At 49.6% G+C, this 15,193-nt stretch carries 14 protein-coding genes; 9 read left to right on the forward strand and 5 right to left on the reverse strand.

The window, feature by feature from the left end:
* Nucleotides 1–12 precede the first annotated feature (12 nt).
* Genes mnmA through rluE form a run of 3 tightly spaced genes read right to left on the reverse strand, consistent with a single transcriptional unit; the run spans nucleotide 13 to nucleotide 2,271 of the window.
* A complete protein-coding gene (gene mnmA / locus FDX03_RS17165; RefSeq protein WP_137346305.1) occupies nucleotides 13–1,119 on the reverse strand; it encodes a tRNA 2-thiouridine(34) synthase MnmA in 1,107 nt (368 codons plus the stop codon).
* A 53-nt stretch (nucleotides 1,120–1,172) separates the two neighbouring features.
* On the reverse strand, nucleotides 1,173–1,634 hold the full coding sequence (locus FDX03_RS17170; RefSeq protein ID WP_048211947.1) for an NUDIX hydrolase: 462 nt from the start codon (nucleotides 1,632–1,634) through the stop codon (nucleotides 1,173–1,175).
* A gap of 13 nt (nucleotides 1,635–1,647) precedes the next feature.
* Nucleotides 1,648–2,271, reverse strand: a complete 624-nt coding sequence (rluE, locus tag FDX03_RS17175) for a 23S rRNA pseudouridine(2457) synthase RluE (RefSeq protein ID WP_115602173.1) — start codon at nucleotides 2,269–2,271, stop codon at nucleotides 1,648–1,650.
* A 202-nt stretch (nucleotides 2,272–2,473) separates the two neighbouring features.
* Here rluE and icd point away from each other — a divergent pair, with 202 nt between their 5' ends.
* The 3 genes from icd (at nucleotide 2,474) to FDX03_RS17190 (ending at nucleotide 6,783) form a co-directional block, all read left to right on the forward strand.
* Nucleotides 2,474–3,724 (forward strand): NADP-dependent isocitrate dehydrogenase, encoded by a 1,251-nt coding sequence (icd, locus tag FDX03_RS17180; RefSeq protein WP_003030769.1) that lies wholly within the window; start codon nucleotides 2,474–2,476, stop codon nucleotides 3,722–3,724.
* Nucleotides 3,725–4,342: 618 nt separating this feature from the next.
* Nucleotides 4,343–4,837 (forward strand): molybdopterin-dependent oxidoreductase, encoded by a 495-nt coding sequence (locus FDX03_RS17185; protein WP_048211945.1) that lies wholly within the window; start codon nucleotides 4,343–4,345, stop codon nucleotides 4,835–4,837.
* A gap of 17 nt (nucleotides 4,838–4,854) precedes the next feature.
* On the forward strand, nucleotides 4,855–6,783 hold the full coding sequence (locus FDX03_RS17190; protein ID WP_048211944.1) for a bifunctional diguanylate cyclase/phosphodiesterase: 1,929 nt from the start codon (nucleotides 4,855–4,857) through the stop codon (nucleotides 6,781–6,783).
* Nucleotides 6,784–6,820: 37 nt separating this feature from the next.
* Here FDX03_RS17190 and FDX03_RS17195 read toward each other — a convergent pair whose 3' ends face one another.
* On the reverse strand, nucleotides 6,821–7,063 hold the full coding sequence (locus FDX03_RS17195; protein WP_121584522.1) for a helix-hairpin-helix domain-containing protein: 243 nt from the start codon (nucleotides 7,061–7,063) through the stop codon (nucleotides 6,821–6,823).
* Nucleotides 7,064–7,165: 102 nt separating this feature from the next.
* Entirely contained in the window at nucleotides 7,166–9,253 is a 2,088-nt protein-coding gene (locus tag FDX03_RS17200; RefSeq protein WP_101741752.1) for a TonB-dependent receptor, read from the reverse strand.
* 432 nt (nucleotides 9,254–9,685) lie between these two features.
* Here FDX03_RS17200 and FDX03_RS17205 point away from each other — a divergent pair, with 432 nt between their 5' ends.
* The 6 genes from FDX03_RS17205 to zinT all read left to right on the forward strand — a co-directional run bounded on the left by FDX03_RS17205 (nucleotide 9,686) and on the right by zinT (nucleotide 15,150).
* Nucleotides 9,686–11,272: an ABC transporter substrate-binding protein gene (locus tag FDX03_RS17205; protein WP_137346306.1), complete on the forward strand. Its 1,587-nt coding sequence runs from the start codon at nucleotides 9,686–9,688 to the stop codon at nucleotides 11,270–11,272.
* Entirely contained in the window at nucleotides 11,272–12,246 is a 975-nt protein-coding gene (locus tag FDX03_RS17210) for an ABC transporter permease (protein WP_061068819.1), read from the forward strand. The genes FDX03_RS17205 and FDX03_RS17210 overlap by 1 nt, the downstream gene beginning before the upstream one ends.
* Nucleotides 12,236–13,048: an ABC transporter permease gene (locus FDX03_RS17215; protein ID WP_061067746.1), complete on the forward strand. Its 813-nt coding sequence runs from the start codon at nucleotides 12,236–12,238 to the stop codon at nucleotides 13,046–13,048. The genes FDX03_RS17210 and FDX03_RS17215 overlap by 11 nt, the downstream gene beginning before the upstream one ends.
* Nucleotides 13,042–13,836 (forward strand): ATP-binding cassette domain-containing protein, encoded by a 795-nt coding sequence (locus tag FDX03_RS17220; RefSeq protein WP_048211939.1) that lies wholly within the window; start codon nucleotides 13,042–13,044, stop codon nucleotides 13,834–13,836. The genes FDX03_RS17215 and FDX03_RS17220 overlap by 7 nt, the downstream gene beginning before the upstream one ends.
* On the forward strand, nucleotides 13,820–14,410 hold the full coding sequence (locus FDX03_RS17225) for an ATP-binding cassette domain-containing protein (protein ID WP_048211938.1): 591 nt from the start codon (nucleotides 13,820–13,822) through the stop codon (nucleotides 14,408–14,410). Before FDX03_RS17220 ends, FDX03_RS17225 begins: the two co-directional genes overlap by 17 nt.
* Before the next feature lie 95 nt (nucleotides 14,411–14,505).
* Complete coding sequence (zinT, locus tag FDX03_RS17230; protein WP_161958604.1) at nucleotides 14,506–15,150, forward strand: metal-binding protein ZinT; 645 nt, start codon at nucleotides 14,506–14,508, stop codon at nucleotides 15,148–15,150.
* The last annotated feature ends 43 nt before the right edge of the window (nucleotides 15,151–15,193 follow it).

Consider the following 15,193-nt stretch of genomic DNA (forward strand, 5'->3'; position numbering starts at 1 on the left):
ATGTGTAAATAATTATGCCGGCAGAGGCAATCGTTGTTCGATAATGCCGCCGCCGAGGCACACTTCGCCATTGTAAAAGACCGCCGACTGACCCGGCGTTACTGCCGCGACGGGTTCATCGAAAATGACTTCAATACGCTCGGCATCCAGTGCCTTAACGGTGCACGGAATGTCGGTCTGACGATAGCGGGTTTTCACCGTGCAGCGCATGGTGCCGGTGAACGGTTGACGGTCGACCCAATGTAATTGCTGTGCAATCAGGCCAACGGACATGAGGCGCGGGTGTTCATGACCCTGAGCGACAACCAGAATGTTGTTCTCAACGTCTTTATCCACGACATACCATGGATCTTCGGTACCTTCTTTTGTTCCGCCAATACCCAGACCTTTACGCTGACCCAGGGTGTGATACATCAGCCCCTGATGCTGGCCAATTTCTTCACCGTCAACGGTAATGATCTTGCCGGGTTGTGCCGGCAGGTAACGACCGAGGAACTCACGGAACTTACGTTCACCGATGAAGCAGATGCCGGTGGAGTCTTTTTTCTTCGCAGTAACCAGACCCAGATCTTCGGCAATTTTACGTACCTGCGGTTTTTCCAGTTCGCCAACCGGGAACAGGCTTTGCGCAATTTGCTCATGGCCGAGGGTATAGAGGAAATAGCTTTGGTCTTTATTGCCATCAAGCCCACGCAGCAATCGACTTTTACCGTCGACATCCGCGCGACGCACGTAGTGACCGGTGGCGATGTAATCGGCACCTAAATCTTCAGCGGCAAATTCGAGGAAGGCTTTAAATTTAATTTCTTTGTTGCACAGAATATCCGGGTTCGGCGTACGGCCTGCTTTGTACTCTTCAAGGAACAGTTCAAAGACGTTGTCCCAATATTCTGCGGCAAAGTTGACGGTATGCAGCTCAATGCCGAGTTTGTCACAGACAGCCTGAGCATCCGCAAGGTCGGCGGCTGCTGTGCAATATTCCTCGCCATCGTCCTCTTCCCAGTTCTTCATGAACAGGCCTTCTACCTGATAACCCTGTTGTTGCAACAGCCAGGCAGAAACGGAGGAATCGACACCGCCGGACATGCCGACGATCACTTTTTTTGGGCTTTCAGACATAGGAATACTCACGACATTGAACTTCAAGGCGGCATATTCTAGCACGCAGCCCCTTACTTGACACCCTCTGTAAACGGCCAGTTAAATTCACCGATCATCGCCAGCGGGTAGCGTTGTCCGCTCTGGTAGCAGCGAATGCTCTCCGCAACCAGCGGTGAGCGCAGGTTTGGCGCGCAGAGAACCTCTTCTGCGCTGACCCAGTGACAGCAATCTATATCGCTGTCATGAGGTTCGGTAGCGCACATATTGGCAAGCTCGATAGAAAACAGAAAACGTAAAAAGGGCGTTTTATCCGGCGCAATCCATTGATGCATTCGAATGAAATGCTGTGGCTGTGCGTGGATACCTGTCTCTTCCCAGAGCTCGCGCGCGGCGGCCTGCACTAACGTCTCATCCGCTTCCAGATGTCCTGCTGGTTGATTCCACAAGGCTTTGCCATTGATTGTTTCCTCAACGACCAAAAACTTATCTTCTGCATGCACAATGCAGGCGACCGTGACGTGCGGTTTGAACATACCTGTTCCTTATTCAGTTAGTTACATCCCGCCATTGACCATTGGCGAGATTATCCAGTGTGTAATCCCCCATGGCGTAGCGAATGAGACGCAGCGTCGGGAATCCAACGTGGGCTGTCATGCGGCGAACCTGGCGGTTGCGGCCTTCATATAAGATCACTTTCAGCCAGGTGGTGGGGATATTTTTCCGCTCCCGAATGGGCGGGTTTCTCGGCCACAGCCATGCAGGCTCTTCTACCACTTCAACGCCTGCGGGCAGCGTGGGGCCATCGTTAAGCGTTACGCCTGTGCGTAGCGCATCCAGCGCTTCTGCAGTTGGCTCGCCTTCAACCTGCACGTAATAAATTTTCCCGGTGCGCTTTCCGGGTTGTGTTAAACGGGCCTGCAGTGCACCGTCATTGGTCAGCACCAAAAGCCCTTCACTGTCCCGGTCGAGTCGGCCCGCAGCATAGATTCCCGGCACGGGAATAAAATCTTTTAACGTGCTTCTGCCTGCCTCGTCCGTAAATTGCGGCAAAACATCGTAGGGTTTATTGAACAAAACCACGCGTTTTGGCTGGTTTTCTTTACGCTGCCTGGTGACTTGTCGTGAGCTGAATCGCTCAACCCGGTGATTTCTAAAAGAAGTTTTTTGCATGGTATTTTCAGATTATATCAATTGCCGCATTATAGCCTAAGAACGAGTGTCTTTCATGGCGGCAAACATTAGGGTAGTATTGACATGCTCATTACAAAACATTAACAAAAAATTGCTCTAACGCATTCGTGCAGCAGGACGCAAACGCACATGCAGCGCGATGACAGACGAGCAGAACCAGAAGCGCTCGAAGGAGAGGTGAATGGAAAGCAAAGTAGTTGTTCCGGCGGAAGGTAAGAAGATCACCCTGCAAAACGGCAAACTCAACGTTCCTGAAAATCCGATTATCCCGTTCATTGAAGGCGACGGTATCGGCGTTGATGTAACCCCACCGATGATCAAAGTTGTCGATGCTGCTGTCGAGAAAGCCTATAAAGGCGAGCGTAAAATCTCCTGGATGGAAATCTACACCGGTGAGAAATCCACTCAGGTTTATGGCCAGGACGTCTGGCTGCCTGCTGAAACCCTTGATCTTATTCGTGAATATCGTGTTGCCATCAAAGGCCCACTGACCACTCCAGTTGGCGGCGGTATTCGCTCTCTGAACGTTGCCCTGCGTCAGGAACTTGACCTGTATGTCTGCCTGCGTCCGGTGCGTTATTACCAGGGTACACCTAGCCCGGTTAAACACCCAGAACTGACCGACATGGTCATCTTCCGTGAAAACTCAGAAGATATCTATGCGGGGATTGAGTGGAAAGCGGACTCCGCTGATGCTGAGAAAGTGATTAAATTCCTGCGCGAAGAGATGGGCGTGAAGAAAATCCGCTTCCCGGAACATTGCGGTATCGGTATCAAGCCGTGTTCCGAAGAAGGGACCAAGCGTCTGGTTCGTGCAGCGATTGAGTACGCCATCGCTAACGATCGTGATTCTGTTACCCTGGTTCATAAAGGTAACATTATGAAATTCACCGAAGGCGCGTTCAAAGACTGGGGTTACCAGTTGGCGCGTGAAGAGTTCGGTGGTGAACTGATTGATGGCGGTCCGTGGGTTAAAATCAAGAACCCGAAAACTGGTAAAGAGATCGTGGTTAAGGACGTTATCGCCGATGCGTTCCTGCAACAGATCCTGCTGCGTCCCGCTGAGTACGATGTTATCGCGTGTATGAACCTGAACGGTGACTACATCTCCGATGCGCTGGCAGCACAGGTTGGCGGTATTGGTATCGCACCGGGTGCCAACATTGGTGACGAATGTGCGCTGTTTGAAGCAACCCACGGTACTGCACCGAAGTACGCAGGCCAGGATAAAGTGAACCCAGGTTCCATCATCCTGTCTGCAGAAATGATGCTGCGTCACATGGGTTGGGTCGAAGCGGCTGACCTGATCGTTAAAGGTATGGAAGGCGCGATTAACGCGAAAACCGTAACCTATGACTTCGAACGTCTGATGGATGGCGCTAAGCTGCTGAAATGTTCAGAGTTTGGTGACGCGATCATCGAAAACATGTAATCCAGATTCTGGGTTGTGTGAGAACGGGAACCGGGTGGTTCCCGTTTTTTTTCAATGGAATTCGGTGGCGATTAAAACCGCTTTAAACCTGCCGGGGCTCTACGCCAGATTTGTATTTTTTACCCTCATGGTATTTGTGATTAGTGTTGGCGAACACAAATTGATATTTACGTCTGGTCTGTAAGCTCAATGACGCGGTTCTTGCCAGGATATCTCGACCCGACAAGCAATCATATTTTTTATAGATGAGCTGCAAAACCAGGTTCTGGTGATTCATTGCACAGCACTCATTCGATGAGAGGCGTGAAACCCTCTGCCGGAAAAACAATATCCTGCTGTTGCCTGAAAAAATAGACCTTTATATTTATGTGTGTTTATTTTTACTACTTAAACCGGTAGCTTATTTTTTGTACGGTGGTAGCGAAATTTACTGTGTCGCAAATAACAGTAATGGCCTTTTTTAAGCAATGTTAAAAAATAAATTTAGATTAACTCTTTGATTTTAATGGGCTAAAAGATGGGGAAGCTTACAGTATCAATAATCGCTGGGCAGCATGTGTAAATAGCATAATAACTAAATTATAATTCTCTTACATTCGATAGATTGGTGAGGTTAGAATGCGGTTAATTGTCATGTTGTTAAGCTTTGTCGTCACTACCCAGGTCTGGGCCGGTGAACTTTCCAAACCTGTCGGTAAAGTCCTTTTAACAGTATCCGGTAATATAGAAAATACCAATGAAGACGGGAAAGCCATTTTTGATATCGCCAGTCTCGAGAATCTGGGCACGGTAAGTTTCCAGACCTCCTCACCCTGGTATAATGGACGCACTACCTTTACGGGTATCTCGCTGCAAAAGCTCATGGATTATGTCGGGGCAAAAGGTTCTGTTGTTAAAGTCACTGCGCTCAATGACTACACCACCGTTATCCCACTCAGTGATTTCAAAAAATATAATGTTATTCTTGCTCTAAAAATCAACGGAGAATATATGCGCATCCGTGATAAAGGCCCACTATTCATCGTGTATCCCTATGACAGCATTCCTGAACTGAATAATCAGATTTTTTATTCAAGGTCAGCATGGCAGGTCAGCTCAATGAAAATTGAGTAGGGGTTCAGAGGACCATCATGAACAGAATACTGGCTGGCATTATATTCTTCCTTTTTATATCTACCGGATATATATCTTTTCTTGTGCACGAAAGACAACAAGAACTACAGAAACTGACTCACTACACCGACTCATGGTCTGCTGTTCAAATGGTATCAGAATATTACCGATTTGAATCGTGGCTTGGTCTCTACATTAGTGATGATACGATGACGCTCGATGCTGTGCGCCTGCGTCTCGATATTATGCTCAGCCAGAGCGATTTAATAAAGGAAGGTGATTTAGGGCATTATATAGAGAGCAATCAAGCGCATTATGAACTGGCTATACAGCTTGAAAAAATGCTTAATTATCTGGATGTTCATCTTGAGAAAATGAATCGTTCAGAACTCAAGGCATACCTGAAAGAAATGCATGCGCTTGATGCACCGCTAGCCCGTCTTTCATCCGGTGCGTTAGATAAAGATGTTAGCTCGATTAATAATACAAATATTAACATTCAAACCCTGTATTATATTTATTCAGCTATTTCAGTATTGCTTATAATATTGAGTGCGATACTGGGGGTTCTGATTTTTTTTCAGAACAGAAACATTTTGAGAGCACATCTCCAGGTTAAGTGCCTTGCTGAGGAACTTCAGGAATCTAAAGAAAAACTGCAGATCCAGAATGCAAAACTGGAGTATGACGTCTATCACGACTCTCTCACCGAGATGAACAATCGCCAGTTGTTCTGGGGGGATTTAAATAAAACCATCGAGATGGCAGAAAAAAACAATGACTCTGTGACGGTGATGTTGTTCGATTTAGATCGATTCAAAGAGGTAAATGATACGTATGGCCATGATGCCGGTGATATGTTATTACGTCAGATATCCCATCGTTTGATTTCTATGAGCCAGGGTTCCGACACGCTATATCGTTTAGGCGGCGATGAGTTTGCTTTTCTTTCGAGCGGTCTGACAGAGAGTCATGCTGTTTCCCGAGCCCAAAAAATATGTGATTTTATCAACCAACCCTACACTATTTATAACGCAATTATAAATATAACCACTTGTGTTGGTATTGTTATCTCTGAAACTGAACGCCGTTCCGACTATCTTTATAAATTTGCCGATCTGGCGCTTTATGAAGCGAAAAATGAAGGCTCGGGTAAAATAAAAGTCTTCCGACAGCGGATGTTAGAAAAGCTGCAAGAAAGCAGAACTCTTGAGCATGATATGGCAATGGCCATAGTGAATAAAGAATTCGTGGTTTATTATCAGCCTATTGTCGATTCTTTCAGCCAGGAAATTTACAGCTATGAAGCCCTTATTCGTTGGATACATCCTCTAAAAGGGCTTCTGTCGCCGGATAGTTTTATTCCTGTTGCAGAAAAAACAGGAATGATTAACGAGATGGGAAAATCTGTGCTTGAAATTGCATGCAGGGAAGCAGCGTCCTGGACCGTACCGGTTAAAATTTCAGTCAATGTTTCACCTGTCCAGCTAAGCAGCAAGGCCTTTGCCGGAATCGTGCTGTCCATTCTGAAAGAAACCGGACTTCCGGCAGACCGTCTCGAGCTGGAAGTGACGGAATCCTCTCTCTTTACGGAGAGCAATACGCCGATGAATACGCTTAACAAGCTCAGAGCTCTGGGGGTAAAAATCTCCATCGATGATTTTGGTACCGGATACTCTTCTCTTTCGCGACTGAGTCGGCTTGCTTTCGATAAAATCAAAATAGACAAGTCCTTTGTGCATTCGATATCTACGCAGGAAGACGCCCTTAATATCATCAGGCTTATTACTGGTATGGCGAAATCGCTGAATATGAAAGCTGTTGCAGAAGGTGTCGAAACAGAGGAACAGCTGGCGAGCCTTCAGGCTTTGGGCTGCGATTTCGCGCAAGGGTATCTGTTTGGTAAACCGCAGCCGGGTATCAATGGGAAAATCAGAAACGGTTAAATAACGCCCGTTCCTCGTGCCCTGGCGATATGCTAAATCAGCGTAACGACAACGTACTTGCCAGCGCTAAGACGTTGGCAATTGCCGTTTTCGCTTGCGGACTGTTTTTCCAGCATGTCGAGCCGACCATTGACGCCGCTTGCTGGGTAATATCGTCGACAGTAGAGTTTTTAAGATCGGCAAGCGAGTGGAAACCAAGTTGCTCAAGCCGCTCGATGACTTTGGGGCCAACGCCTTTTAATGACAGAAGTGCCTGACGCTCAGTGGTTGAAAAGGGCATTGTCTCTCCTTACGTATGCGCAATACTGACAATCCGCTTACGAATACATGCTGATAGCGGCCAGGCTATCAGTTATAGCCTGGCCAACAGAGGTAAGCAAAACTAGAACTGGTAGTTTAAGGATACCCAGTAGTTACGGCCCGGGTTGACGTATCCGGTCGTGGATTGTGCAGTCTGATAGTAGTCGCCTGCATAAGTACTATTGCGGCCAACCTGATACAGCGTGACGTCACTAAAGTCTTTATCCAGCACGTTGTTCACCGCCGTATTCAGCGTCAGTTCTTTGGTCAGTTTATAAGACATCCCCATGTCCAGAACGGTCCAGGCTTTTAAATTTGCACCTTTGTCGTCATACACCGCCTTTTGGACGGCGCTGAGGTTGTCGTAATTCTCCGTATAGCGTGGAGCCTTACCGCGGTAGCGAGCGCTCAGCCAGGCGTTCATATCTTCCGTTGCCTGCCAGTTCAGACGGGCGTTCGCCATGTGTTTCGGGGTATAACTCAGTGGCGCGCCTTTATTCTCGCCATCTTTTTGCTTGCTCTGGGTATAGGTGTAGTTGAGAGATAAACTCAGCGAGTCCGACCATAGCGGGAATGTACTGGCAAACTCGATACCATCGGTTCTTGCTTTACCGCTGTTGGTGTAGCTGTTGGTATTATCATCGATAGAATACGAAACGATTTTATTTTTGTATTCAGTATAGAAACCCGTGACGTTGGCGTTCAGCCCAGCGTCATTCTCATAGTAAAGCCCGGTTTCGTAACTGGTACTTTCTTCAGGTTTAAGGTTCGGGTTCCCGACGGTATTGACCGTCCCCTGTGCCGTTACGCCACTGATGCCATTATGAAGTTGGCTGAGTGATGGCGCTTTATAACCCGTTGTGACGCCGCCTTTGAGGGTCCACTCATCGGATACGTCCCAGACCATATAGGCACGTGGGCTGAGGTGCCCACCAAAGACGTCATTATGTTCATAGCGAGTCCCCACGGTTAAGGCCAGAGAATCGAGGATATGCCATTCATCTTCAGCATAGGCCGACCATGTTTTCTGGTGGAATGTCTCGCCGGTATTGGCCAGCACGACACCGTCCTTCATGCGGGCATCCCAGTATTCTCCTCCGATAGTCAACAGGTGAGAGTCACCTAACGGCGTCAGCAGCATGGAATCCAAAATAACGTTGGTGTTCTTCAGTTCACGTGCGTCGCCGGCCCGGCTCGCGTTCTCTGGTGTCAGTGCCGAGGAGACCAACTGGCGGCCTTTGTTCTCGGTTTCATTCCAGCCTACAGAGGATTTCCAGGTACCAAATGTTAATGCGGTATCGTGGCCGAGCGTCACTTTGTTACGCTCATAACGCAGCGTCTTATCATATCCGCCGGTCAGATTGCCAAGCTGTCCATCATCGTTATCGTAGCGTTGTCTGGCGGAATCGAGATCCAGCCACAACGTATTGCTGTCACTGGTTTTCCAGTCCAGGCGAGTGCCGATATTGTAATTCTCAGATTCCGTAGGATACGGCACGCGGGTGGAAGAGGTATCGCTCAGCGAAGTGACACTGGAGCCTTGACGCTGCGTGGTGCTGCCGCGAACTTGCATATCCAGTACACCGGCGATCAATGGGCCGCTTGACCAGAAGTTGGCGACAGTGCTGTTACCCCATTTATTACTTTCTTGCAGGTTAACGCCGGTATTAATGGACGTGCTCCATTTATCGGTGCTCTTTTTGGTGATGATATTGACGACGCCGCCAATGGCATCGGAACCGTATAACGTCGACATCGGACCGCGGATCACTTCAATATGGTCGATTGCCGCCAGTGGAGGCATAAAGCTGGTGTTCATGGCTGAAAAGCCGTTCGGTGTCACGTCGCTGCTACCATTTTGACGGATACCGTCAATCAAGAGCAGGGTATAGCTGGCGGGCATACCACGGATGCTAATTTCCAGACCGCCGGTTTTACCCGTGCTACTTTCGACATCCACACCTTCCACAGAACGCAGAGCTTCACCTAAATCGTTATATTTATTGGTTTGTAACTCTTGCTGTGAAATAACGGAAACGCTGGCAGCCGCATTGGTGATCTTTTTTTCGTAACCAGAAGCGGTTACTACCATCACGTCTTCAGCGAAGACAAAGGGGCTGGTAAACCCTATACAGGACAGAACGACAGAGGCAACTGGTTTTAAACGCATAGTCAAACTTCCTTTGTTAAAAATTCAAAGGCAGTAAGATAATTGATGAAAATGATAATACAAATAATTATCATTATATATTTACATAACTTGTCACTTACTGTGTCTTTCTTTAATAAATATACATAAATTGTCATGAATTTGAGGTGGGTAAAAACCGAAGCTGGTGAATAGTTTTTCCTGCAACTATTGCTTCTTATTTAATATAAAGGCGAGTAAATACGGTGATTTTGCTTAGCCACTTCAGCGAAGTGAGAGGTGAAAGTACCGGGTATTAGAAAGTAGTATGATGTTTTTTAAAAATCGTCATACTTTTCTGCGCTGCATCATTTTTTTCGACATTGCTGTCCGCCATAATCCCTTCCCCAGGAGACCGTCTAACGTAAATTGTTCGTTAAACGCGATAAAAATAACGTAAATCTGGATAAGAGAATGATTAAAGGCAAGCTGGCACTGCTGACGTGCGCACTGACTCTCGCATTAACCTCACCACTCCTCGCTGCGAAAAATGCAGACGAAGGCCAGACGTTAAAACTGGCCATTGGGCCCGAGCCGACGGAGGGATTTGACCCGATGTTGGGCTGGAGTCATGGCAGCTATCTGTTGTTGCATGCACCTGTGTTAAAGCAAAATGCGGATATGAGCTGGGGAAACCTGCTGACGGAAAAAGTGGTGACCAGTGCCGACGGCAAAACCTGGACGCTGACGCTTAAGCCCGATCTCAAATTCTCTGATGGTTCGCCGCTAACGGCTGAAAATGTGGTCTTCACCTATAACAAAGCCGCAAAAAGTGGTGGGAAAATTGACATGGGGAATTTCACCCATGCCCGCGTGATAGACAACCGCACGGCAGAAATTACGCTTAGCCATCCGCAGAGCACTTTTGTGAACGTGCTCGGTTCGTTAGGTATTGTTCCGGCAAAACAGTATGACGAAAAAACATTTGCCAAAAATCCGATTGGCGCAGGTCCTTACCGCCTGGTGAGCTTTCAACCTGGGCAGCAACTGATCGTGGAAGCAAACCCGTGGTATGCCGGTAAGAAGAATGATTTCAACCGGCTTGTGTTTGTATTCCTCGATGAGGATAACGCATACGCCGCAGCGCGTAGTGGCCAACTGGGACTGGTACGTATTGCGCCGTCGATGGCGGTGGCGCCCGCACAGCAGAATTTAAAACTGTGGGTTCGCGACAGTGTAGAAAACCGCGGTATTGTTTTCCCAATGGTTCCGGCTGGGAAGAAAGATGCTAATGGTTATCCGGTTGGGAACGATATTACAGCCGATATTGCTATCAGGCGTGCGATCAATTACGCCATTGACCGTAAGCAGCTTGCCGGGCAGGTTATGGAGGGTCATGCGATCCCCGCGTATAGCGCGGTTCAGGGGTTGCCATGGCAGGGGACTTCGGTGGCATTCAAAGATGGCGACGCTGAAAAAGCCCGGACGATTCTGGATCAGGCCGGCTGGAAAGTGGGCAAAGACGGCGTACGTGCGAAAGACGGTAAAGAGGCGCGTCTGACGTTGTGGTACGCCAGCGGCGACAGTACGCGCCGGGATTTAGCCGAGGCCGTACGTGCGATGCTGGAGCCAGTGGGTATTCAGATTTCGCTGCAGTCGGGTAGCTGGGAAACCGTTGAACGTCATATGCATGCTAATCCTACGTTGTTCGGCTGGGGGAGCCTGGATCCGATGGAGCTTTTCCATCACTACAGCGGGCAGGCGGCGGGTGTGGAGTATTACAACCCGGGCTACTACAGCAATCCGGTGGTCGAGCAACATCTCAAGCAGGCCATTGATGCACCAGACTGGCAAAAAGCGTTGCCTTTCTGGCAACAGGTTGAGTGGGATGGTAAACAAGGCGCAGGCGTACAAGGGGATGCCGCATGGGCATGGCTGCTGAATATTCAGCACACCTATCTGGCGAATCCGTGCATCGATCTGGGCAAAGGTGCACCGGAAATTCACGGTAGCTGGTCACTGCTCAATAATCTGGACGAATGGACCTGGACCTGCCGTTGATGAAGTCTGTTTTAGGCCATGTATTACGGCTGATAGTGTTGTTAGTGCTGGTCGCGGCTGGCACTTTCATCTTGCTCAGCTTTTCGCCGGTCGATCCAATCCGGGCCTATATTGGCAACGATTTGCTGCATGTTCCGCCGGAGCAATATGCACGTATTGCTGCTCGTTGGGGCCTGGATCAACCCCTGTGGGAGCGTTTTTTCCACTGGTTCTTACGCGTGCTACAGGGCGACCTTGGTTACTCGATGTTGTTTAATGCCCCTGTTGCCAGCGTGATTAAGGAGCGGTTTGCGACCTCGTTTGCGCTGCTGAGCGGTGCGTGGCTGGTTTCCGGTTTATTGGGAACGACAATGGGGTTTGTTGCCGGCCGCTACCTGAACCGTTGGCCGGATAAAGCCATCTGCCGACTTAGCTATCTGCTTTCTTCCTTACCGACCTTTTGGATTGGCATGCTGCTGTTGGCAGTATTTGCGGTACGCTGGCCGCTGTTCCCGGTCTGTTGTGCGTGGGAACCGGGAAATAACAGCGATATGGCAACGCTGACTGAACGTCTGCGCCATTTGGTTCTCCCTGTTTGCGCACTTAGCCTGCTGGGGCTGGGGCAAATTACGTTGCACACGCGGGAAAGTATCGCCAGCGTGATGAAAAGCGAATTTGTTCGTTTTGCGCGTTCGCAGGGTGACAAGGGGTGGTCGCTGTTGCGTCACCAGGTTCTGCGACACGCCATCACGCCAGCGCTATGTCTACAGTTTGCCTCGTTGGGCGAACTGTTGGGCGGTGCGTTGCTGGCTGAGAAAGTTTTTGCCTATCCGGGGCTGGGGCAGGCTACCATCGATGCCGGATTACGCGGTGACCTGCCGTTACTGATGGGGATTGTCTTGTTCAGTACCGTGCTGGTGTTTATTGGTAACTCTCTCTCTGCCTGGTTTGTCCATGTTCTGAATCGCGCGCTGGAGCGACCTGATGCTCTATAACCCGACGCCGACGCTTGTTCGTCTTCTGCTATCCGTGAGCGGCCTGTTATTTATTGCAGTATATGGCGCAGCTATGCTGGATAATCCGTTGAACGTGAATCTTCTTGTGCGTCATCTTCCGCCTGATGCGCTGTACTGGTTTGGTACCGACAATCTGGGGCGCGACCTGTGGGTTCGTTGCTTTCAGGGGGCGCTAACCAGCCTGCAAATCGGTATTGGCGCGGCGCTGTGCAGCGGATTCATTGCGTTACTGATGGCGGCGATTTCCCGTCTGCACCCACGCCTGGATGTCGTCATGCGTCTGATCACCGATGCGATGTTGTCCATGCCGCACCTTCTGCTGCTGATTTTGATCTGTTTTACCTTGGGCGGCGGGAAAAGCGGGGTGATTATGGCGGTTGCGCTCACACACTGGCCGCGGCTGGCATTGATTTTACGTGCTGAAGCGGAACGCGTTGCCCACAGTGATTACCTGACACTCACCTGGCGACTGGGGCATGGCCACTTTTACTGCTGGCGGCATCACTATTTACCTGCGCTATTGCCCCAGTGGTTAACGGGAACGTTGCTGATGTTCCCTCATGCGGTATTGCACAGTGCAGCGTTAAGTTTCCTTGGCTTCGGGCTGGCACCCCACGAACCTTCGCTGGGACTGTTGCTGGCAGATGCGCTGCGGTTTATCAGTCATGGCGACTGGTGGCTGGTGCTGTTTCCAGGGCTGATGCTATTTCTCCTTGTGATGCTATTTGATCAACTTGCCCGGGCGGTACATCGTTTATGGTTGAGAGGTGATGCATGTTGAGTTTGCGGCAGATTTCGCTGGAAGTGGCGCGTTATCGCTGGTACGGCGCAAAAAAATGGTCCTCGTTGCTGCAGGATGTCTCTTTTGATGTTGCGCCGGGCCAGATGGTGGCGTTAGTGGGGGGCAGTGGTGAGGGTAAGAGCCTGCTGCTGCAATGCTTACTCGATCTGTTGCCGGAAAATTTGCGCTTTCATGGCAATATCACCCTTGATGGGAAAATGCTGGATAACAATGACATCAGGGCATGCCGTGGCAGTACGTTTAGTTATGTTCCGCAAGGTGTGCAGGCGCTGAATCCGCTGCTGTCTATTGAAAAGCATTTACGAAGAGCCAGCCAGCTTTCCGGTCAGGCGTGGAATGCAGGGCAAATTGAACACTTGCTCGAACGTCATCATCTGGAAACCACCGTGTTAGAGGCTTTCCCGCGTCAGCTTTCGGGAGGAATGGCCAAACGCATTCTGGCGTGTCATGCCGCACTCAGCCAGGCTCGTTATATTCTTGCTGATGAGATTACCGCCTGGCTTGATGCGCCTCTGGCAAATCAACTGCTGGAACAGCTACGCGGCCTGTGTGAGCGGGGCGCGGGCGTTTTATGGGTGACACATGATCTCACTCTGGCTGCACGTCACGCAGATCGCATTGTCGCGCTGCATCAAGGAACGGTGTCGGATAATGTCAGCCGGGAACAGCTTTTACGCGGTGAAATTAGTGAACATCTAAAACGGCAATGGCGAGCGCTGCCCGAAAGAAATCAACTTTTTGGAGAGCGGTATGCTGTGCTGTCGTGATGTGTTCATTCGTCAGGGAGGTAAAATACTGTGGCAAAATCTCTCGTTCTCGTTGTCACCAGGGGAGCGCATTGGGATTTGCGCACCCAGTGGAACCGGAAAAACAACGCTGGGACGTGTGCTTGCGGGGTGGCAAAAGCCGACGTCCGGCGACGTTCTGGTTGATGACCAACCGTTGCCGCGCCATCAATATTGCCCGGTGCAGCTTGTACCGCAGCATCCGGAATTAACCTTTAACCCCAGACGGAGTACCGGTGATGCGGTTCATGATGCATGGCGGCCAGATGCAGAAACGCTTGCCCGACTGCATATTAAGCCGGAGTGGCTAACGCGTCGTCCCGGACAACTTTCGGGCGGTGAGCTGGCGCGAATTGCCATACTGCGGGCGCTCGACCCGCGTACGCGTTTTCTGATTGCCGATGAAATTACCGCCCAGCTCGATCCTTCCATTCAAAGGGATATCTGGGCGCTGCTGCTTGAAGAATGTCAGCGTCGGCCATTGGCTATGCTGATTATCAGCCATCAGCAGGCCCTGCTTGATCAGCTTTGTTCCAGCAAGCTCATTGTAGCGTGAAATGAGACAAGGGCTTGCAGCTGGCCTATTGATTTAATTGATATGTTATATTATAACATTCCACTCGCAAATGATTTGAGGGTGAAATTTTGGCTATGCATTTGGAAAAATTGGCAGTCGTTCTGGGGATGCTTTTTGTTAGTAGCCAGGTACTGGCGCATGGTCACCATTCCCATGGTGCACCAATGACCGAAATAGAACAAAAGGCGGCAGAAGGCGTTTTTGATGACAAAAATGTGCAGAACCGTACGCTCGCCGACTGGGATGGCATGTGGCAGTCTGTCTATCCATATCTGGTGAGTGGCGAACTGGATCCGGTATTCAAAAAGAAAGCGGAGAAAGACAAGAGCAAAACGGCAGAGCAGGTTAAAGCCTATTACCGCAAGGGCTACGCGACCGATGTTGACACTATTGGTATTGAAAACGGCGTAATGGAGTTTCATACCGGTAAAAAGGTGGCATCGTGTAAGTATGATTATGCCGGATATAAAATTTTGAACTATACGTCAGGCAAGAAAGGTGTGCGTTATCTGTTCGAGTGTAAAGACGCTGGCAGCGACGCGCCGAAATACGTGCAATTCAGCGATCACATTATTGCGCCACGTAAATCGAGCCACTTCCATATCTTTATGGGTAATACCTCGCAGGCTGCCTTGCTTGAAGAGATGGATAACTGGCCAACCTACTACCCTTATCAGCTCAAGGGAGAAGAGGTGGTGGATGAAATGCTGCACCATTGATCCCGACTGAAACTGTTCACAAAAACCCGCCGATGTTGGCGGG

The organism is Citrobacter sp. wls827 (genome assembly GCF_005280875.1).
Lineage (GTDB): Bacteria > Pseudomonadota > Gammaproteobacteria > Enterobacterales > Enterobacteriaceae > Citrobacter > Citrobacter youngae.